This window comes from Microcoleus sp. S13_B4 (assembly GCF_036700885.1).
Taxonomy (GTDB): domain Bacteria; phylum Cyanobacteriota; class Cyanobacteriia; order Cyanobacteriales; family Microcoleaceae; genus Microcoleus.
The window spans coordinates 1-20408 of sequence record NZ_JAUBPU010000001.1; the positions used below are offsets into that span (position 1 = coordinate 1).

Below are 20408 nucleotides of genomic sequence, written 5' to 3' on the forward strand. Positions count from 1 at the left end.
ACCAACTAAACGTGGCAAAAATGTCTCAATAATTGGAGCAATGTCAGTCAAGGAAATTTTGACATCGGTTAATCTAATAGGCCCAACTGATGCAATTACATTTGAAGCTTTTATTATCAGAAAACTTGTGCCAAAACTATGGAAAGGTGCTTGTGTAGTCATGGATAATTGTCCCATTCACTTGGGAGAAGAAGTTAAAAAAGCGATCGAAAAAAAAGGGGCAAAATTAATATACTTATCTCCTTATTCACCAGATTTTTCACCAATTGAGAATCTCTGGTCAAAGCTTAAAATCATTCTCCGTTCTATCAAGACTACTAATTATCAAGAATTAGCCAAATCCATAGAGTGGGCGTTCAGTCAAGTTACGTCATCAAATATTTTTAACTGGTTTACACACTGCTGTTATTGTACCTCATCTTTCTGAGAAAGGCTATATGATTGAGAGAATAATAGCAGTTGCCCTCAATTTAATAAATCCTCAGCATTTAAGAAATTGGGAAAGCTAACTGTTGCTATTGTACCTCATAACAGCGGGAAACGCTGTATGAATTTTATGAGGTTAAAGTTATGATTTTTATGAATTGACTTAGAGAGCTGTTTATTGAATAATATGAGTAATTTAACCGCAGAGAGCGCAGAGGGCGCTGAGTTCGAGAAGAGAGAGGCGATCGCTATATTTAACTTTCTAGTGGGAAAGAACATTACAGATACTAATAGTGAACAACTTTATGGAAACTCGGCTCACTCAAGCTCAGTTAGCACAGGTAGTCGCTGAAATTGACAAGTTATCGCAGCAGCGCGAGTGAGAATTGGAGCCCGATCAGGTAAGAGAAATTTTACGAGAGTTGAATCTTCCTGATGAGCTTTTAGAAGATGCGATCGCCCAAATGCGCCGCCGCGAAGCCCTAGAACAACAGCAGCGACGCAACCGTTGGATCGCGATCGCCTCGACAATTGTTGTCATTTCTGCGATCGGTATAGGCGTGCTGTTCGGGCAAAATCAGCAGCAGCAAACTGCTCAAATTGTCGCCGGAGAAGACCGAATTGCCTTATCTCAAAAGGGCGGTGACAGCCTTACTCAAGTCAACCGTCAAATCAATCCCCGCGTTTACTACCAGGTGACGTTGCAAAATGCCCCAATCGGTCGTGAGTTGTCTTTACAATGCGACTGGATTAATTCTAGCGGTCAAACTGTGCATCAGGGCCGCTATCAAACTCGCACGATCAATACTGCGGTTTGGAATACCCACTGCTTTTACGATCTCGGATCTGCAGCAGCCCCAGGCAAATGGGAAGTTCGGATGTCCCTGGATGGGCGCGTCATCAGCAGTGAACCTTTCACGGTGAAATAGATGGGTGCGATCGGCAAACCTTCACATTTTATCGGCTATTGGGGACTGGACGATTCCCTACGGGATACCTTTGCTTCACGCACAAAAACGCTTAGCCGTTTAGTGCCTGACTACTGCATCCGACAGGGCAAATTATCAGAATGGGCGATCGCCTCTGCCTCTGTACTCACGGCTGACACAGTGACGCTGAATGCTTGCGGGCGATTTGGGCCAACCGATTTTCCCGGAGATGCTTGGGCGGCGGTAGAAGCGAAACAGCTACGGCTGGGGCGCGATCCGTTTGGGCGAGTGCCGCTTTATTGGATGCAGTTGGGAGAAACGATTTGGTTTGCGACGCAAATACAATTGCTGCTACCGCTGATTGCTTCCCCTCAAATTAGCCCGATCGCCCTACACAGCTATGCTTGTTTTTCCTACGTGCCCACGCCGTTAACGCCGATCGAGCAAATTGCATCGGTAGCAGCCGGAAACGAGATAATTTGGCAAATAGCAGATGGTGATGCGATGCCGTTACCGAAAGTGCAATCGCTGCAATCAGCTTGGCAAGAAGCGCCCCAATTACTGCGGAGTGAAGATGAGCCGATCACACAATTGCAAGCGCTGTTGCAACAGGCGATCGATCGACAGGTGGCAGATTTGCCGATCGACGAACCCGTTGGCGTTTTACTCTCCGGCGGCATTGATTCTTCCCTGGTGACGGCGCTGCTAGTCAAAGCGGGCTTGCAGGTGCGCGCTTATGCCCTCGATTTTGGTGTCGAAGCCTATTCAGAACTGCCCTACGCCCAACAGGTGGCGGACTTTTTTCAGATTCCGCTGATCCGAGTGGCGGCGACGGGCGATGCAGTGTTGCGCGCGATCGGGCCAACCGCCAAAGCCCTCGATTTACCCTATGGAGATGGCACAACAGCCCCGCTGTTTTTGCTCAAACAGGCGGCGGCGCAAGAGGTGCGAGTTGTATTCAATGGCGAGAATGGCGATCAGCTATTTGCCGGATGGACAAACAAGCCTTTGATTGCACACGGAGTTTTCAGTGCAGAACATCCTGCCGGAAAAGAAACTTTTGAACAGCAGTATTTGCGGACGTTTCAGCGATTTTATGGTTATGAGAAACAGATTTTTTCGCCAGAAATGCTCGATCGCATTCAGTCTCACGATTTGAGCGTTTATCTGCAAGACGCGATCGCTCCCGAAACCTGTCCTTCCCTGCTAGCGAGGCTACGACGCGCTTCACTGATGCTCAAAGGTGCCCAAAATATTCAGCCGAGGGCAACGGCATTGGGGTTTGCTTGCGGTTTGTGGGTACGATCGCCCTTCTGCGACCCCGACCTCACGGACTGGACGTTTCAACTGCCAGGAGAGCTGCTACTGCAAGGTGCGTGCGAAAAATACATCCTCAAAAAAGCCTCCGAACGCTGGCTGCCACCGGAAATTGTCTGGCGCGAAAAGCGCGGGATGGGTGTGCCGTTGAAGGTTTGGTATTACCGGGAGTTTTGGGCTGCGATCGGCGATCGGCTGAATCCGAATCTGTTGCGATCGCAAAATTGCTGGCAGCCCCATTTGGCTGACTCGATGTTATCGGGACAACTCGGAGTTGCAATGCGCGATCGCTATATTGGCAATAATCTCTGGTTGCTGCTGATGTGGCAGGCATGGCGAACCGAGGTTTTAGGCGAAATTCCGGTTAAGCGATCGCTCGATCATGTGTTTTGGTTGCCACCGGCGATCGGGCAGCGCATTTGGAAATATCGAAGGAGGTTGATGGTTGACAGTTGACTGTTGACTGTTGACTGTTGATTTTACAATCTTCCCTGTTCCGAACATCCGTTAAATCCGTTAAATAATCCGTTGCCGAACATCCGTTACATCCGTTACAAAATCCGTTGCCGAACTTCTTCTATATGACTGAATCTTTGCTACAGAATGAAACCAAAATACATTCGCCGCCGTTCTCCGAAGCATTAGCCAAGCGACTTTTGTCAACTTATGGTTCGCCCTTATATGTGTATCAGGCCGAGATCCTCCATCAAACCCTTGAGCACATTACGCGATCGATCGACTATCCCCACGTTCAGTTTCATTTTGCCGCCGTCACCAACGGCAATATTGCTCTGTTGCAATTGATTCAACAAGCTGGTTGGGGGCTACACGCGAATACACCGGGGGATGTTTTTTTAGGACTGAAAGCGGGTTTTACGAGCGATCGCATTGTCTACACCGGCAGTAACCTCAACAGGGCGGATATTCAGCAATTGATCGAGTGGAAGATCGATCGATTTAACTTCGATAGTCTGTCGCAACTCCAGGATTTCTGCGAATATTCCGCGAGTCAAGGGCGATCAATCCGTGCCGAAATCGGACTGCGCCTCAACTCACCGGAATTGACGGGAGACAGTCGGATTGGAGTGCGTCCCGCCGAATTTGAGAAAGCCAACGAAATCGCGCAGCAGCAGGGGTTGAGGATTACCGGATTGCATTTTTATCGGGGGACAGGAACGAACGCCACGAGTGCTTTTACGCAGGCGATTGATCGCCTAATTCCGATCGCCCAACTGTTGCCCCATTGGCGAACCCTCGATTTTGGCGGTGGTTTTGGCTATCCCTATCGAGGCGGCGCAGTGTTTGACTGGGGGGAGTTTGGTGCGGCGATTACTCAACGATTGAGTGCGCTATCTCGCCCGATCGAGTTGGTGATTGAACCGGGACGATCGGCGATCGCAGGTTGTGGCGTTTTGCTGGCGAAAGTTGTGTCGGTGAAGTGGTTGGGCGATAGGCAAATTGTCGGCGTGGATACGACTGTATCAAATCTATCGGTGCCTGCGGTGCACGGGGGCTATCGGGCGATCGCAACTTGGGAAACCGACGATGTATCGCGACATGAAACGGATATTTGCGGCAACACGACTTATTCGCGGGATTATTTGGGGCGCAACTGTTGGCTACCGAAACTCAAAATTGGAGATGCGATCACGATTTTGGATAGCGGGGCTTACGGCTATGCGATGTCGTCACATTTTCTGCACCGCCCCCGCCCTGCTGAGGTGTTGATTGATGCTAAGGGCGATCGATTAATTCGACAGCGAGAAGACTATTCTATTTTGTTAAACGGGCAAATATTTTAATTGGGCATTGGGAATTGGGCATAGTTTCTTCCTTCTTCCTTCTACTTATTATCTCTCTTCTCTTCCTCTGCGGCCTCTGCGGTAAAATCATTCCGAAACAAACCCCAACCATATAAATCCATTAAATTAATCAGGAGTAACCGAAATGGGAATGAAATGCGTCCAGTGTAATACCGACAACAATTTGCGCGATCGTACCATCAACTCAGGTCGTTGCAAACAGTGCAACCATCCATTTGTGTTTGATCCCACTACTATCACCGATAAAAAATTCGCATTCACAGATCCGTTTTTTCAGAAGGCGATCGCAGATATTTCCAGCCAAAATATGTTATTTTTTACGCCCAAACAGTTTTTGTATTTGATGGATAAACGGCTGAAAAATCGCACCTCATCTAACCTCTGGAGGTGGATTTTAGGATATTTAGGTCAGAGCTTTTTCATGGTAATCTTTGGCGGTATATTCATTAGCTATGTCTTTTCTTACGCTGCGGAATTTTTGATTGTGTGGACAGTTTTCAATATTATTTGGATTGGGGTATTTTTCGTGAACAGCCAATCTACCGAGCAAAGTGTTCGCAGCAGAAGAATTAATGCCACAAATTTACAAACTTTAGGAATAATTATTTTAGTAACAGGGATTTCAGGAAGCTTGATATTTAATTATTTTCCAGGATACATCGTAGCCTCTGCACTAGGACTATTGTCCTACTGGCTCAGCATTTCACAAAAAAATCGTCAACAGATAATTGGTGAAATATTTCTCGTCAATGCAGCCCAGAGTAATGAGTGGCTGCAACGCTGGCAAACAGTGAACGGAACAGTAGAAAAACTGCTCCCTGCACCTCGCCAAGAAGCTTTACCCGCCAGCATCGATCCCGAAGTTAGCGCCTACAGTTTCGATCGCGCAATTATCTGCGACAGTGACGAAATCGCCCAATTCCTGATTGCCAACAACGTCCATTTTGAGAACAACTGCGCCATTCTCAGCATCAGTGGCTATCCCCAAAGCATCTTCGACACCGTAATCGAAATGCTGCGACGCAATGCCGATTTAAAAGTCTATGCGCTGCACGATGCGAACCCTGCTGGAGTTAGTTTAGTACATCAATTACGAACCAGTCCAAACTGGTTTGCAAATCAAGCCGTCACGATTTTGGATTTGGGAATTTCTCCCCGTCAAATCTTGGAAACCCGCGATATGTTTGTACAGCAATCTCAAACAATGGCACAAAGCGCTCGTCAATTACCCGACACCGTGAGGCAAGGTTTAACAGCACAAGAACTAGCATGGCTGGATGCAGGTAATTTTGTGGAATTGGAATCTTTTACGCCGCAGCGGTTGTTGCGCGTGGTGAATTATGGACTTGCTCAGAGTGGCGATCCGCAGATTAATGACGGCTTAATATTAGTGGATAATGCTGCTGGGTATGGTGGTGGCTATGTGTTTGTCTCCGATAGTTTTGGTTAGGGCGTGCTTTCAAACTTTGTAATCAGATAAGAAACATGAACCCAAGAAGAAGTATTTTCCTGTTGTGGCATTAACCTCCTGAATGTATTTTTTCATGCCATCCCTCAACTGAGGACTTTCAATCAGGTCTGAGATATTATCATGCCCCAAACCTGCAATTAAAATAAGTTGCTTGAGATGAGGTGCTGCATCATAAAGCTTTTGGGCCTTGCTTAATCAGAGTATGAAAAAATAACTTTAAAATTTAAAAGCTTTGTGGGTACTGGTTTTTATGACGGGCCTATTTAGGGCTTCATACCGTAAATCAGCAACAGGTTTTTTTATTTCCCCCCACGGGGGGAAATTTAGTTTAAAATGTGTGAAATTTGCCTTCAACTTTCTCTCGTCTGGTTTTGTTTGTGTAGGCGCGGTTTCTAACCACCAGGACTTTTAACCGCCCGGACTTATTTAAGTCGTATACTCGGCATTAATCTTCACGTAGTCGTAACTCAAATCGCATCCCCAAGCTTTCGCAAAACCGCTGCCATTCCCGACACTAACCTGAATTACAACCGTATCAGCCTTCAAATATTCCCCCTCCGCAGCCGCTTTCATATAATTACTTGCAGCAGCGCGATCGAACTCTTTAGGTTGTCCGTTTTCCATCATCAAAAAATCCCCTAATTGAATCCGCAAATTCTCTTGATCGAAAGGTACACCAGCGCGCCCAGCCGCCGCCGCAATTCTGCCCCAATTCGGATCGCGTCCGAAAATAGCAGCTTTCACCAAAGAAGAACCGACAATTGTTTTGGCAATTTTACTCGCAGAAACTTCATCCAGCGCGCCACTAACTTGCACTTCTACCAAGCAAGTTGCACCTTCGCCGTCACGGGCGATCGCCTTTGCTAAATGTACGCAAACTTCTGTCAGCATCGCCTCTAATTTTTCAGCATCCGCCCCCATTTCTGTAATCGCTGGTGTGCGAGATTGACCATTCGCCAAAGCAATTAGCGAATCGTTGGTACTGGTATCGCCGTCAACAGTAATTTGATTGAAACTTCTGTTAGCCGCCCGACTCAGCATTTCTTGCCACAAATGCGACGACACTGCTGCATCGCAAGTTACAAATGCCAGCATTGTTGCCATATTCGGGTGAATCATTCCCGAACCTTTGCAAATGCCGCCGATGCGGACGGGTCGATCGCCAAACATGGTTTCCAGGGCGATCGTTTTCGGCACTAAATCAGTCGTACAAATAGCCTTAGCCGCCGCATCGGAACCAGTTTCTGATGCCTCAGCAACTAATCGGGGAATTCCCGCCCTTAGCGGCTCCATTTTTATCCGCTGTCCGATGACGCCAGTGGAGGCCAAAAGAATAGATTCTGGAGGAATATTCAGCGCTTCTCCCAACAATTTGGCACTTTCGAGGGCATCTGCCAAACCTTGTTCGCCAGTAGCAGCATTAGCTTGTCCCGCATTGCACAAAATTGCTTTCGCGCTGGGTTTAGCTTGCAAACGCTGGCGGCAGTAGTCCACACAAGCGGCCCGGACAGTCGATGTGGTGAAGACTCCGGCGGCGATCGCGTCTACCTCTGACAAAATTAAACTTAAATCTGGTAAGCCTGAAGGCTTCAAGCCCGCTGTAATTCCCGATGCTCGATACCCTCTCGGTGCTGTAACTCCGCCGTCAATTTCTTTCCAGTCCGACATGATGACCTCCCTAGTAGCCTTCAATCTGCTGAAAGGGGATTATATCAAGTTTCTCGGCACAAACATCTTTTATGCTTTGTGATGTGTATACTTTTGAGGCTATCATACTCTCGTTGAGCTCACCCTTTGCTCAAACTGCTCTCTCTACAAGCAGTACGATCGAGATATTACCAATTCCCAATTCCCCATAAAACTAATCGCGACTTCCAATCTAGAGTTAGAACTCAACAAGAAGTCGCGACGGTTTTGTAATTGACATTATTAATTTTTAGCTAGCAAACCACAAACTCGATTCAACTATCTCGCCGTTGAAAAAAGGAGTTATTTGCGATCGATATTCGCTGGAGAACCAGCATCTAAACCAACTTCAGCAGCCACACGACTCAGCATGGATTCCTGACGGTTTTTGACGACGTGTTGATGGCGCATCATCAGGGTGCGGGCTTGTTCTTGAGTTGACATAACTGATTTCTCCAAATTATAGGTAATAACTTCGTAGACAATTGTCGAAATTGAGCTGGCACTAGCTCATAGTGGCGTTGCTGCGATCGTAACTAGCTTGAAAGCTGGGCTGCGGTTTGCCTTGAATGTGGCCCCAGTAGTGCGTATCTTCCATCCCGACTTCGGTGGCGGTGCGGTTGAGCATGGATTGCTGGCGGTTCTTCACCAGTTGGTGGTGGCGCATCATCAGAGAGCGAGCTTGATTTTCGGTAGACATATGCGGTTCCTCGGTATTCTTTAGATTAATGTTGAGCTGGTTTTTTCTTCTCTTTTATCACTATAACAGACAATTCTGTATCTAAAGCTACCAAATTACAATTGTCACAAAACTTTACAATTGGGCTATGGGGCGAGAATCTCGATCGAGGTTGCAGGGAGTGCGATCGAGCTTTGGCTAGTTGATTCAGGCCCAACCTCAAGCAGCCGTTGGCAAAATTTGACAATATTCATCTTCTAAGAGCCACATTTTAGCGGCTACCTAATTGCCAAGGGCCAAAATAACTTTATAGTTTGGTTCAGAGTTATAGATGCAGAATTTTGCCTCTCAAGAAAGTCGAATTTGCCTTAGTTAAGAGTAAATTTTATAAGTAGCGAATCACAATTTGACTTACAATGATTAACCAGCTATGCTCAAGCATAGTCAACTTTTTGGTAGTCAACTAGATAATAGAGTTGGGCTAAGTGAATCGCTCTCGCCATCCTGAAAAAGCGAGCTTTCTTTGTTGATAAAAATAGATTAAGTCCCAGCAGCCTCGCCACAAAAAAGAGCGATCGTCCTCCCCTAGAAAAACAATCGCCCATTCACCTATAATTTCAATTAACATCAAGTCCCGCCCTTAAGAAACTATGCTGTACCCAAACAAAATTCCTGATATCCCCCTAGCCCCTTTTTAAGGGGGATGCGAGGGGGAGCGCAAGGCTCTGACGTTACGTTAGTTTTTCAAATTGGGTGTACAGGGTAGCCATTAAGAAGGGTGCACTGGGGGATAAGCGGGTCAATCGTCAAACAGTAGGCTGGTACTACATAAGACGTTAAGTTGACACGAATGCTACTCGGCGACTTCCGCTTCAGCTTCCGCTTCAGGTGCATCTGGCACATCTTGCTTGATTGTCAAATAGCGAATCACTTCTTCGCTCAGACGCATCGCGCGCTCCAGGGTAAAAATTGCAGCGCCCGGAGCTGTATAGTTCATTTGAACGTATACTCCGTCCCGGTGCTTGCCGATTTCGTAAGCCAAACGGCGCTTGCCACGGTGCTGAGTTTCGATGCTTTCAGCACCTTGATCGCGCAAAATAGTTTGATATTTAGCGATCGCCTGGTCTGTCATTTCTTCACCCAAATCAGGGCGCAGAATGTACATAGTTTCGTAAATAAACGGTTTCATGGCAATAATCCCCTTATGGACAACAAGGCTTCTCACGAAGCAAGGACTTATTATCATATCCCAACAATGAACAATCTCAAAACTAAAAAACCAAATTCCCCAAACAGCACTCCCTCGCGGTGGAGCACCCTGTGGACGTACAGCATCATGAGCGCGATCGCACTTTTAATGCTGTTTCCCTTGCTGTGGCTGCTCAGTACCTCCCTCAAATCCCCCAACGAAAACATCTTTCAATTTCCCCCGCAACTCTGGCCACAACAGCCAACCCTCGAAAACTTCATCAAAGTTTGGCAAACCAACCCCTTCGGCCGCTACCTGTTCAACAGCACCCTAATTGCCGGCCTCACAGTTAGCATCAACGTCCTCTTTTGCGCCCTCGCCGCTTACCCCTTAGCCAGACTCAAATTTCGCGGCCGCGAAGCCATCTTAATCACAATCATTTCCACAATCATGATTCCCTTCCAAATAGTCATGATTCCCCTATACATATTGACTGTACAACTCGGACTAAAAAATAGTTATTTAGGCGTAATCTTTCCCGGGCTAGCCTCGGCCTTCGGCATATTTTTATTACGACAAGCATTTCTAGCAGTTCCCAAAGAACTAGAAGAAGCCGCGCGCATCGACGGCTGCAGCGAATTAGGCATTTGGTGGCACGTCATGATTCCGGCAATTAAGCCAGCTTTAGTCACTTTAGGAATTTTCGTATTTATCGGTTCTTGGAGCGACTTTCTTTGGCCTCTGTTAGTTTTAGACAGGCCGGAATATTACACTTTACCTTTAGGCGTAGCCAATTTAGCCGGGACATTTTCCTTAGATTGGCGTTTAGTTGCGGCGGGTTCCATTATTTCTATTGTTCCAGTTTTAGGACTATTTTTGCTCTTGCAAAAATACATTGTGCCAACAGAAACCGCTGCGGGAGTCAAAGGATAGAATGAGGGCATGGGGCATTGGGCATGGGGCATGGGGATTGGAAGTCTAAAATTAGTATTTATTCCTTCTGCGATACAACTCACAAAATTTATTTGCTATGCACGAACTACCCGAAATCCGCTGGATTGTTGACCGCGCTGCGGTTGTAGATACGATCGTAGCATTTGCCAATGCGATCGATGCCCAAGACAGGCAAAAATTGCGATCGCACCTAACCGGCGAAAGAGATATCGACTCTTCAGAAGTTTGAGGAATCAAACAAACTGTGGTAATTGTGAGCGACCATCATCAAGTGCATGGCTATTTGCGGGGCAAATGGCAATGAAATCTCATTCACAACTGAAAGGCGAACTGATTTTTCCTAACTAAAAATCTCCTCCTACCTAGGAGTGAAAACTGCACTAGGGTAAGCAATCCGCTTGTGATTGAACTGTTCCCAAACCCGCACAAAAATTTCCGCAATTAGAGACATATCCTCCCGCGTTAAACCCGAATCAATCAACTGATTATCCTGCCAGCGAGCCCTCAAAATCTTATTAACCATATTCAAAGCTTCCTCGTGAGTAGCATCCTTGAGCGAGCGCAAAGCAGCCTCGCAAGAATCCGCCAGCATCAGAATCCCCGTTTCCCGCGACTGCGGAATTGGCCCGTCATAGCGAAAATCTTCCTCCCTCACTTGGCGACTTGCGATTGTTAACTTTGAATTACCCGCATCTGGCAAAGCAATCTTTAAATCTTCTATTTCTTTTGCAGCAATTTGCTGCGCTTGGTGGTAGAAATAAGCAATTAACATTGTACCTTGGTGTTCGGGAATAAACGCCTGAATAGCCTTCGGCAATCGATGCTTCCGCGCCATCACCAACCCCTCGGTAACGTGCTTTTTAATAATCTCCGCGCTCGCCCAAGGGTCATTAATTTCATCATGTTTGTTGGTTCCGCCCATTTGATTTTCACAAAATCCGAGCGGGTCGTGCATTTTTCCAATATCGTGGTATAATGTCCCAGTCCTGACCAGCTCAACATTGCAGCCGAGCTCCCGGGCCGCCGCCTCCGCCAAACTCGCCACAAACAGCGTGTGCTGAAAAGTCCCCGGAGCCTCGGCAGCCAATTTCTTCAACAGCGGGCGGTTGGGATTGGCAAGTTCCGCCAGCCGGATCGGGGTAATCAAGTCAAAAACGTGTTCCAAATAAGGGCTGATACCGATCGCCACCACGCTCCAAGCCAAACCGGCCAAACTTTGCGCGCCCACCGTACCGAGCACGACGTACCAAATCGCACCTACAGCGGCGCTGGCAATCAAAGTCCCCACCAGATAAACCGTGCCCTGAGTCAACCCAAGAGCCAAGCCCAAAAGAGCCAATTCCTCGCGCGATCGCAGCCGCCCGGCCATAAAAGCGCCCAGCAATCCCCCCGCCCCGCTAGCGACTAAATGAATCAACTCCACATTTAAGCCAATCGGGAGCAGCGCCGACAGCAGCCCCACCACAGTCACTCCCACCGCCGAACCGTAGAAGCCGCCCGCTAAAATGCCGATCGCGGGCAAACTCGTCCAAGGCAGCCCCAAACTCACCAGCACGGGCGCGCTCAAAGTCAGCAGCAGCAATAGCAAATGATCTCTCCGGCGCAAGCGGTAGTGCCTTTCCACCAGCAGTACGATCGCAATTGCCCCCGCGACTAAACAAACAAAACCCGTCAGCCCCAGCCAATTTATCCCCCGGCGGCTCAAACCAAAATAGTCCAGCAACACGAAATCTTGCGGCGAGATATCTTGTCCTTGTGCAACAATTATCTCCCCCTGATCTACTGCGATCATTACCGGTTTCACCTTTTGCGCCGCTAATTCAGCTAGCTGTTTGGTTTCCTCGCCATCTCTCACCAGATTTGGCTGCAAAATCGCTGTTAAACCCTCCACCGCCAAAGCTTGGGACTCTAAGGGCACTTCATCAGCCACTTGCAGCTTCACAGCTTCTTTCAAAATCTCTTTTGGCAAGCCCTGCGGGATACCTTGAGCCACCATCCTTTTTGCCGCCCGACTCATACCCGTTTGGGTTTTCTGCCAAGCTGCATCCGACAAATCAAACAGCGAAGTATCGTAACTCTGTCCGAGTCCGGAAACCGACGGTTTTCCAAGCGCCTCCACAGCACTCAGATAGCGTCGCCGAGCCTCGGAAATACGGTCTGTCAGGCTTTGAAAGTCTGCTTTTGAAACCGATCGACTGTAAGCTTGCAGTTGAGCGATAGCATCTTGCTGAGACTTGTTATCTGTTGCCGCAGCAATTGCGGGGGAATCCAAACTCAGCCGCTCGGAAGTTGCACTTCTGTCCCCTGCTTGCGCCACAATTGAGCGCCACTCCCACTCAGGACAGCCCCGCAAGTAAACCTGAGCAGCAGTGGAGAGCACCGAGGGACTCGCAAACGGAAACGGGCCTACCGCCCCCCGCAGCTCGCTTCCCTGCTGCAAAAATTGTTGCAATTCTTGATAAATTTGTCGATCGACCGCACTATCGAGCATTAATATCGCTACAGCCCCGATCCGCGCTGCTTTGCGCTGTTCTTCAGTAGTTTTGTAATCGGGGATGCTAGCACTAACAGGAGCCTTAATCGTCTGAGGAGCTTTCGTCCCCACATCGAGTTTTGGCTGGTTGTAGAAGCGGTGGCCCAGAGTGCTGCTTAGGGAAACTACCGCTACGAGCGCCAACATAGGAGAACGAGCTTGATTTTTGAGCCTAGATTTTGAGGTTTTACTTGAAAATCGAGTAAAAGTCTCGGGCAAATCCCATTTCTGGCGCGACAAACGGCTCAGGAGAGACCCGCCAGCGCGTGAGGTATCTGCTTTGCTGCCGACATTTTGCACTTTAGCAATGTGTTGGCGCAGTGAGCGCGCAGCCCCTAGCTGCTCAATCTGCCGCATCAATGAGGAGAGCGTATTCATTTGTGTCGAAGATATATCACTGTTATCCAGCAGCTTTGTCAGAATTTCTGACTGTGCATCTTGATTGATTTTATGCGAACTACCCTGGCTGAATATTCAACCCCCCAGCCTACTTTGCCTGACTATGGCCAGCAGTTGGGTTTCCTGACTGTAACCAACAACGCAAGCACCTTTTTTCCTTCCCTTGTCCATCTTGAACAGAACTCGCGCGCGAGGCCTAAAAACCCTGTTTCTCCGTAAATGCTTCGTTTCCCAACCCCATATTCTCGTTGAAACCCTGTTTTTTGGGGCAGGCGCGTCCGATTTAATTCTTGAGTTTTTAATATTTAATTGTCGCTCTCCTTCCAGTTGCGCTTTTGATTTGTTAATTGCTAAGTGCTAATCTCTGCTTACCCCTCCCTATGAAAATCTCAAAAGTTTATATATTACGAGGTCTAATGACATAAGGTGCAGCCACCGCTCGGGCTAGTGCTGCGGAATCCTGGGTGGCATCGGGTCTGTAAACTCCCGCCCAAACAGCAAACAGGTTATTTGCTAACTCTACAATTTTTGCATCGCTGCGGGTTTCGCAGACCGAGGGTTCAGGGCCCTCAGCTAGCGGCAGCGATGTAACCCCAGCCGAGGATACTTGTCGCCATTCTACAGGAATCGCAGCAACGCCGTTGTATGCTCCAGACAAAGCTCCCGTCAAAGCGCAGGTGATTTGCCCGGCTATGCCGCAGCGGGCTGCCCGCACCACTGACAAGCGTAAATCTTCTGGGGTGTTCAAGAAGCAGTAGAAAGCTAAGGCAATGGGAATGAAATTTCCTGGGTTGACAATTGACTCGGTTTGTAATTTTTTTTCACCTTCGCCCTGTTTTTCTCGCAAAGCTGTGGCGCTTTTGCACAGATGAGTGGCGGCTGTTTCTAAATCGGCTCCTCTTTCTAGTAGTATTTGCACTTGCAGCAGCAGCTCTGTTAAGGCATTATCTGTTTTCAGGTAAGCAAGTGTTTGCTCGATCGCTGTCGCGGGGTCAAGTCTTTCTTTAAGAGCTCTGGCGATCGTATATCCTACTGCTAAAATTGCTGTTTCCCATTCTGGCTTGTTTTCCTTGGGCCAAACCTCTATCGCCAGCATGATTTTTTCTCGCAGCTTGGCTTTATTTTCGTGAAAAAACATCGCAGCAGGAAGCGCAGCAACGGCAGCTTCACAAGGATTAAGGATGCTTTCAAACTCAGTGCTTGGCCGATGGTAGATTTCCGACTTGGCAAATGCTTCCCAAGTATCGCGCCAATCTTTTAAATCTAAACCGCTACACCGAATTAAACTTTGAGCGCACGCCACCCCAAGTCTCCCGGATTCGGATGAGTCTTTGCCACTTAGTATTTTGCAGTTGAGAGAATTCCACACCACTGTTGCCCCACCTAGGGTCAATTGTTGGTGTTTCGTCAGTTGTAAAATCGGCTGCAAGTCTTCTGCTTGGGGGGGAATAGCCACGAGTTGCCTTTGGTATTGCAGGCCTATAGAGTCTCCTAAAACTGCCCCCAGGATGGTTCCTTGAAACTTGCTCAACAGGGAATGCCGCATTTGAATTTAACTCAAGTTGTTAGTAATTGGTAATTTATAATTTATAATTTTTTCGGCTATCATTTTTTGCTTAACTCTTGTGATTAATTTGAATAATTTGAATTCAACCCAAACATATAAGGGCTGGTTTTCCATCTAAAACCTGCCCTCATCCGATCACTACAATCGGTAAATTTTTAATTTTTAATCAGGTAACTCACTAGAGCTTGCAGCCCCAGCCGATAACTTTCGGCTCCAAAACCGCTGATTTGCCCGATCGCCACCGCTGCGATAAACGAGTGGTGGCGAAAAGCTTCCCGCCGGTAAATATTGCTCAGATGAACCTCTACCGCAGGGATATTCACCGCGGCGATCGCGTCTCTAATTGCCACACTCGTATGAGTATAGGCTCCAGCATTAATCAATAAGCCTTGGTGCTGCCCTAACATCGAGTGAATTGCATCCACCAATACCCCTTCATGATTCGACTGCTGAATTGAGACTTGCACCTGGAGGGCTTGCGCTTCTCGTTCTAGCAACTTGTTGATATCATTTAAAGTCGCAGAACCATAAACTCCAGGTTCTCGCTGACCCAATAGATTCAGATTAGGGCCGTGAAGTACCAGGATATTTAACAATTTTAAAATTTCCAGCGCAACAAAAATTAAGAGAGTTTTGACATGGGATTTAGAACCAGTCTCCAACCTCAAAGCTCAAACTTCAAACTTCAAACTTCTAATTCAATCCCGACTACCTGCGATTCCTCGGTTGGTTGACAGGAATACGAATCGGTTCGAGTTCCGGTTCAGGTTCGGGACTCAGCAGTCCTTCTATCAGCTTGCGAACCCATTCTTTAATTTGTTCCAGCACCTTTTCAATGTCTTCCATTGAACGGATAGCTCCTTTTTTTATAGTCTAGATTGCTAAACCGACGGCTAAATATCTGAAAATAAGCAAGCACGACTTTGAAACCAAAGGTCAAACTTGCTTTCTCGCTTGCTAGTTGTTTTGAGCAATGGAGAGAGTCAGTATATTGGCCAATCAGTCCTATCTTATTATCATAACGAATCTTTACAGATAATCAATAGGCCAGCGGAATATTGCCGAACTATCTCGGAGTAGAGAGTGTTAAATAAAGCTTAAGTTTACGGTTGACTGTTGACAATTGACCAATCGTGGGATTTTTTCTACACTTTTGCCAACAATAATTTACGCCGGAGCTGATCGAGCGCCGTACAGCTACTCAGATTCCGAATCCAATCGCGGCCTCGGGCATCGCCAAAGCGGTATTCAAAACTTTCTACCTCGCCGTGGGGCCCCGCTAAACCGACATAAACCAGTCCGACAGGTTTAGCGTCTGTGCCGCCTCCGGGCCCGGCGATGCCTGTAATGCTCAATCCCCAATTTGTATTGAGGCTGGCGCGAACTCCCGCAGCCATTTGTTTTGCCACTTGGCCGCTGACTGCCCCAAATTCGGCTAAATCTTGCGGATTAACACCTAATAATCCTTCCTTAACCCGATTGTCGTAAGAAATAATCCCGCCTAAAAAGTAGCTTGAACTGCCGGGAACACCAGTCAGCATCGCCCCCAATCCACCTCCGGTGCAGGATTCAGCCCCGCTAAGAGTTTGCCCCGCATCGAGCAACAATTGGCCCACAGTCGAAGCGAGGGTATCGCTATCAGCACCGTAACAGTCTAAGCCGGCAATTTGCCGCAATTGTTGTTCGATCGGCTCAATCAAGTTTTTCGCAGCCACGGACGACTCCGCGCGGGCCGAAATCCGCAGTTTAACTTCGCCGTGATTGGCGTAGGGAGCCACAGTAGGATTAGTTAAATTGAGAAAACTATCTACTTTTTCGGCCAATGCCGACTCAGCAATCCCCCAAAATTTTAATGTGCGGCTATAAATAGTTGCGCTGCACCAGCCGGCATTTTTCAGGTAAGGAACCGCGGTTTCTTGCCACATCAAGTGCATTTCCGCCGGTACGCCGGGAAATGTCATTACTGTCACGCTAGAAACCGGCTGCCAAATAATACCCGGTGCCGAACCGCTGCGGTTAGGCAGAATGTCCGCACCTTCTGGAATTAAAGCTTGTTTGCGGTTGCTGGGACTCATGGTGCGTCCCCGCTGGGCAAATTTGTATTCGATATCTGCGATAATTTCCGGCTTTTCGATGAGGGGAACCCCAAAAAAATCGGCGATTGTTTCGACTGTGAGGTCGTCTGGTGTGGGCCCGAGGCCTCCGGTGAAGAGCAAAAGCTGCGATCGACTGACGGCGATTTCTAACACTTGTTTGATACGTTCTGGATTGTCCCCCACCACTGTTTGATAGTAGTGAGGGATTCCCAGACTCGCTAATTCTTTGGCTAAAAACTGGGCATTGCTATTAAGAATATCGCCTAACAGCAATTCAGTGCCAACACAAATAATTTCAGCAACCATTCAATTTTAGATTTGAGATTTTAGATAGGGGAATTGGGCATTGGGCATTGGGCATGGGGCATTGGGAATTGGGCATTGGGGATTAAAAATTATTTTTCTTCCTTCTTCCTTCTTCCTTCTTCCTTCACCTAGCGTGTCTCCAAACTTTCCAGCTAGCGTATCCCAGCAAACTTGTTGCACCCATAGCGTAAATTACGCCGCTCGGAAGCGAAAAAGCTAGGGCTAAACTTCCCACCCACAGTGTCAGTGAGTAAATAAATAAAACCGCAAATCGATGGGAGAGTCCGGCTTCTAGAAGTCGGTGGTGGAGATGGCGCTTGTCAGCAATAAACGGTGACTTGCCGTTGCGAAGTCGATCGAGAATCACCGCCGACATATCTAAAATCGGTACAGCTAAAATTAAATATGGCAGCAACACAGAAGTAACAGCCGTAGTTTTAACTAACCCAATTACTCCCACTCCAGCGAGAGTAAACCCGATAAAATAAGCCCCGCCATCTCCCATAAAGATTTGAGCCGGATTGAAGTTGTAGCGCAGAAATCCCAAGGCCCCGCCAGCTAAAGCCGCTGCAATCAGGGCCGCCGCCGGTTGGTGCATCGACAGACTGACAATCAGCATTACAACTGCTGCAATCCCTGAAACTCCGGCAGCTAAACCGTCCAAACCGTCAATCCAGTTGATGGCATTCGCCATGCCGACAAGCCAAATCACGGTAATTGGCAAGCTCAGCCAGCCAATATTAGTCAGTCCCAAGGAGGGAACTGTGAGAAACTCAATTTGTACGCCTGCCATCCAAACGATGCTGGATACGCCAATTTGCATAAGCAAGCGTTTTACGGCGGAGAGCGAAAATAGGTCATCTGCTAAACCGATGAGGAAGAATCCGATGCCGCCGAGGGTGACTCCCCAAATTTCGTATTCGTCTTTGGGATTGAGAACTTGTCCGTTAGCATCCAGGAAGCCTCCTGAGAGCCAGACAAATAAGAGGGCAGTGAGAGTGCCGAGAAAGATGGAAACTCCTCCCAAGCGCACCATTGGGCGCTTGTGGACTTTTCGCTCGCCTGGCCGATCGACTCGCCCGCTTTTGAGACCAATTTTTTTGACTATTGGCGTACTCCAGAGGACGACGATCGCAGAAACCAGGAAAGCGAGTATGTGGTACAGATACTGGTACGGCATCTGAAATCAATTTTAAATAGTGCGGGGCAATTAGTCTGTCAGGCAGAGTCTACTACATTTCAGATGGCTTATAACAAAGAAACATCTTGAAGAGCGACTGGGGGTTTGGGACTCGGAGATTTGCCGCAATGGCAGTTGCCCTGGGGCGAATTGTGAGGTTTTTCATTCATAACTCTCGAATTAACGATTTGAAATATCGACTCTTTCGCAAGCAAAAAAGTCAATATTTGACGAGCGGGCCCAGTTGAACGGTATCTTTCGCAACCGACAAATACCCTTAGTCAAACCAGCCCCGCCCGACAAATATCTTTACTAAAAACCGTATTGACGATCGATATTTTTGGTGAAAACTGCTTGTCAATATCGCTACCGGCAACTTTCAATCTTTTCCTGGTCTTTTACCCTTTTACCCGTACACTTCCAACTACCAATTCCCCATTGCCGATCAGGAAAATTAAGCTAATGCCGGCACTTTCAAGTACAAGTGGGGATATAAGGGGAAGCGATCGCACAGTGCTGCTACTCGACGCAGGCAGTCGGCTGCGACGCTTTCATCATCTGGATTTAGCAGGCGATCGGCGATAATATTGCCAATCTCGGTAAATTCGGCAGTTCCCATTCCCCTGGTGGTCATTGCCGGCGAACCTAGTCTCAAACCGCTGGTGACAAAGGGCGATGCCGGATCGAAAGGCACGGTATTTTTATTAGCAGTAATATTCACGCCGCTAACTAATTGGTCGGCTCGTTTGCCTGTCATGTTTACAGATCGCAAATCAACTAGCATTAAGTGATTGTCCGTGCCACCGGAAACGAGTTTTAAGCCCCGCTGCTGCAACTGTGCAGCTAATGCGCGTGCATTTTCAATTACTTGACCCGAATAAGTTTTAAATTCAGGCTTTAATGCTTCGCCGAAAGCTACTGCTTTGCCCGCAATGACGTGTTCTAAGGGCCCACCTTGAGTGCCGGGGAAAACAGCTTTGTCAAACTTTTTGCCTAATTCCGGGTCATTGGTCATAATCAAGCCACCACGGGGGCCCCGCAGGGTTTTGTGAGTGGTGGTGGTGACTGCGTGACAGTGGGGGAGGGGGTTGGGGTGATGCCCTGTGGCGACTAACCCGGCGATGTGGGCGATGTCGGCGAGCAGGTAGGCTCCGATTTCGTCGGCGATCGCTCTAAACTTCTCAAAGTCGATAATTCGCGAATATGCTGAATAGCCACAAATTAGCAATTTCGGTCGGTTTTCTTTGGCGAGTGCCAAAATTTCGTCGTAGTCGAGCTGTTCTGTTTCTTGGCTGACGCCGTAGTGAAAAGCTTTGAACCATTTCCCGGATACGTTAACCGGCGAACCGTGGGTCAAGTGTCCGCCGTGGGACAAATCCATGCCCATAATTCCGTCGCCTGGTTCCAGCAAGCTCAAAAATACTGCAAAGTTGGCTTGAGCACCCGAGTGGGGCTGGACGTTGGCGTGAGCGGCTCCAAATAGCTGTTTGGCGCGATCGATCGCAATTTGCTCGATGCCGTCAATAAATTCGCAGCCGCCGTAGTACCGTTTCGCGGGCAGTCCTTCGGCGTATTTATTGGTCAGCACTGAGCCTTGAGCGGCCATTACCGCCGAGGAGGTAAAGTTTTCGCTGGCGATGAGTTCTAGGTGGTCTCGCTGCCGCTGGAGCTCTTGCCCGATTAAATCGGCAATCAGCGGATCAGTTTTGGAAAGGAATTCTAAGTTAGTGTCCGTCACAATAATCAACCTCTTGACAAATTTGGGATTGGGAATTGGGGATTTTATACCGTACTACGGATTTCGCACCATTGACATAAATATTACGTTGTGTTCAGGTTAAGCGGTTTGTCCC

18 protein-coding genes are annotated in these 20408 nt (G+C 47.9%); 7 read left to right on the forward strand and 11 right to left on the reverse strand.

Annotated features, from left to right (window positions below):
* The 5 genes from QT994_RS00005 to QT994_RS00025 form a co-directional block, all read left to right on the forward strand.
* Positions 1 to 427 (forward strand): transposase (locus QT994_RS00005; RefSeq protein WP_333170656.1); only part of this gene is annotated, 427 nt, incomplete at its 5' end.
* A gap of 385 nt (positions 428 to 812) precedes the next feature.
* The gene (locus QT994_RS00010) at positions 813 to 1355 is read left to right on the forward strand and encodes a DUF3859 domain-containing protein (protein ID WP_333170658.1); all 543 of its coding nucleotides are present in this window, start codon (positions 813 to 815) and stop codon (positions 1353 to 1355) included.
* Positions 1356 to 3128, forward strand: coding sequence for an asparagine synthetase B family protein (locus QT994_RS00015; RefSeq protein ID WP_333170660.1), 1773 nt, complete (start codon positions 1356 to 1358; stop codon positions 3126 to 3128).
* 125 nt (positions 3129 to 3253) lie between these two features.
* The gene (locus QT994_RS00020; RefSeq protein WP_333170662.1) at positions 3254 to 4474 is read left to right on the forward strand and encodes a decarboxylase; all 1221 of its coding nucleotides are present in this window, start codon (positions 3254 to 3256) and stop codon (positions 4472 to 4474) included.
* Positions 4475 to 4625: 151 nt separating this feature from the next.
* The gene (locus QT994_RS00025) at positions 4626 to 5945 is read left to right on the forward strand and encodes a hypothetical protein (RefSeq protein WP_333170664.1); all 1320 of its coding nucleotides are present in this window, start codon (positions 4626 to 4628) and stop codon (positions 5943 to 5945) included.
* A gap of 447 nt (positions 5946 to 6392) precedes the next feature.
* Here the strand turns inward: QT994_RS00025 and argJ are convergent, their stop codons facing one another.
* The 4 genes from argJ to rpsF form a co-directional block, all read right to left on the reverse strand.
* A complete protein-coding gene (argJ, locus tag QT994_RS00030; RefSeq protein ID WP_333081021.1) occupies positions 6393 to 7634 on the reverse strand; it encodes a bifunctional ornithine acetyltransferase/N-acetylglutamate synthase in 1242 nt (413 codons plus the stop codon).
* A 321-nt stretch (positions 7635 to 7955) separates the two neighbouring features.
* On the reverse strand, positions 7956 to 8096 hold the full coding sequence (locus tag QT994_RS00035) for a hypothetical protein (protein WP_190737482.1): 141 nt from the start codon (positions 8094 to 8096) through the stop codon (positions 7956 to 7958).
* Positions 8097 to 8157: 61 nt separating this feature from the next.
* The gene (locus tag QT994_RS00040) at positions 8158 to 8352 is read right to left on the reverse strand and encodes a hypothetical protein (RefSeq protein WP_006631905.1); all 195 of its coding nucleotides are present in this window, start codon (positions 8350 to 8352) and stop codon (positions 8158 to 8160) included.
* A gap of 832 nt (positions 8353 to 9184) precedes the next feature.
* Positions 9185 to 9520 (reverse strand): 30S ribosomal protein S6, encoded by a 336-nt coding sequence (gene rpsF / locus QT994_RS00045; RefSeq protein ID WP_006631907.1) that lies wholly within the window; start codon positions 9518 to 9520, stop codon positions 9185 to 9187.
* A gap of 15 nt (positions 9521 to 9535) precedes the next feature.
* On the opposite strand from rpsF, the gene QT994_RS00050 reads away from it, so the two are divergent.
* Positions 9536 to 10453, forward strand: coding sequence for a carbohydrate ABC transporter permease (locus tag QT994_RS00050; protein WP_333170667.1), 918 nt, complete (start codon positions 9536 to 9538; stop codon positions 10451 to 10453).
* 97 nt (positions 10454 to 10550) lie between these two features.
* The gene (locus QT994_RS00055; protein ID WP_333170669.1) at positions 10551 to 10703 is read left to right on the forward strand and encodes a hypothetical protein; all 153 of its coding nucleotides are present in this window, start codon (positions 10551 to 10553) and stop codon (positions 10701 to 10703) included.
* Positions 10704 to 10832: 129 nt separating this feature from the next.
* On the opposite strand, the gene QT994_RS00060 is transcribed toward QT994_RS00055, so the two are convergent.
* From QT994_RS00060 to glyA, 7 genes are all read right to left on the reverse strand, one after another.
* Positions 10833 to 13385: an HDIG domain-containing metalloprotein gene (locus QT994_RS00060; RefSeq protein ID WP_333170671.1), complete on the reverse strand. Its 2553-nt coding sequence runs from the start codon at positions 13383 to 13385 to the stop codon at positions 10833 to 10835.
* Between the two features lie 418 nt (positions 13386 to 13803).
* Positions 13804 to 14952, reverse strand: a complete 1149-nt coding sequence (locus QT994_RS00065) for an ADP-ribosylglycohydrolase family protein (protein ID WP_333170673.1) — start codon at positions 14950 to 14952, stop codon at positions 13804 to 13806.
* A gap of 176 nt (positions 14953 to 15128) precedes the next feature.
* Positions 15129 to 15569, reverse strand: coding sequence for a type II 3-dehydroquinate dehydratase (aroQ, locus tag QT994_RS00070; protein WP_333170674.1), 441 nt, complete (start codon positions 15567 to 15569; stop codon positions 15129 to 15131).
* Positions 15570 to 15681: 112 nt separating this feature from the next.
* On the reverse strand, positions 15682 to 15819 hold the full coding sequence (locus tag QT994_RS00075) for a hypothetical protein (RefSeq protein ID WP_006631912.1): 138 nt from the start codon (positions 15817 to 15819) through the stop codon (positions 15682 to 15684).
* A 299-nt stretch (positions 15820 to 16118) separates the two neighbouring features.
* Complete coding sequence (locus QT994_RS00080; RefSeq protein WP_333170676.1) at positions 16119 to 17375, reverse strand: competence/damage-inducible protein A; 1257 nt, start codon at positions 17373 to 17375, stop codon at positions 16119 to 16121.
* Positions 17376 to 17499: 124 nt separating this feature from the next.
* On the reverse strand, positions 17500 to 18555 hold the full coding sequence (locus tag QT994_RS00085; protein ID WP_333049904.1) for an MraY family glycosyltransferase: 1056 nt from the start codon (positions 18553 to 18555) through the stop codon (positions 17500 to 17502).
* Between the two features lie 454 nt (positions 18556 to 19009).
* Complete coding sequence (gene glyA / locus QT994_RS00090; protein ID WP_333170679.1) at positions 19010 to 20293, reverse strand: serine hydroxymethyltransferase; 1284 nt, start codon at positions 20291 to 20293, stop codon at positions 19010 to 19012.
* Positions 20294 to 20408: the final 115 nt, after the last annotated feature.

What these genes read in the sequence shown, in the direction of transcription:
- rpsF (WP_006631907.1), bottom strand. Translation starts at nt 9,520, where the DNA reads ATGAAACCGTTTATTTACGAAACTATGTACATTCTGCGCCCTGATTTG.
- QT994_RS00025 (WP_333170664.1), top strand. Translation starts at nt 4,626, where the DNA reads ATGAAATGCGTCCAGTGTAATACCGACAACAATTTGCGCGATCGTACC.
- QT994_RS00040 (WP_006631905.1), bottom strand. Translation starts at nt 8,352, where the DNA reads ATGTCTACCGAAAATCAAGCTCGCTCTCTGATGATGCGCCACCACCAA.
- QT994_RS00080 (WP_333170676.1), bottom strand. Translation starts at nt 17,375, where the DNA reads ATGGTTGCTGAAATTATTTGTGTTGGCACTGAATTGCTGTTAGGCGAT.
- QT994_RS00050 (WP_333170667.1), top strand. Translation starts at nt 9,536, where the DNA reads ATGGACAACAAGGCTTCTCACGAAGCAAGGACTTATTATCATATCCCA.
- QT994_RS00065 (WP_333170673.1), bottom strand. Translation starts at nt 14,952, where the DNA reads ATGCGGCATTCCCTGTTGAGCAAGTTTCAAGGAACCATCCTGGGGGCA.
- QT994_RS00015 (WP_333170660.1), top strand. Translation starts at nt 1,356, where the DNA reads ATGGGTGCGATCGGCAAACCTTCACATTTTATCGGCTATTGGGGACTG.
- QT994_RS00020 (WP_333170662.1), top strand. Translation starts at nt 3,254, where the DNA reads ATGACTGAATCTTTGCTACAGAATGAAACCAAAATACATTCGCCGCCG.
- QT994_RS00085 (WP_333049904.1), bottom strand. Translation starts at nt 18,555, where the DNA reads ATGCCGTACCAGTATCTGTACCACATACTCGCTTTCCTGGTTTCTGCG.
- QT994_RS00075 (WP_006631912.1), bottom strand. Translation starts at nt 15,819, where the DNA reads ATGGAAGACATTGAAAAGGTGCTGGAACAAATTAAAGAATGGGTTCGC.
- argJ (WP_333081021.1), bottom strand. Translation starts at nt 7,634, where the DNA reads ATGTCGGACTGGAAAGAAATTGACGGCGGAGTTACAGCACCGAGAGGG.
- QT994_RS00060 (WP_333170671.1), bottom strand. Translation starts at nt 13,385, where the DNA reads ATGAATACGCTCTCCTCATTGATGCGGCAGATTGAGCAGCTAGGGGCT.
- QT994_RS00055 (WP_333170669.1), top strand. Translation starts at nt 10,551, where the DNA reads ATGCACGAACTACCCGAAATCCGCTGGATTGTTGACCGCGCTGCGGTT.
- QT994_RS00035 (WP_190737482.1), bottom strand. Translation starts at nt 8,096, where the DNA reads ATGTCAACTCAAGAACAAGCCCGCACCCTGATGATGCGCCATCAACAC.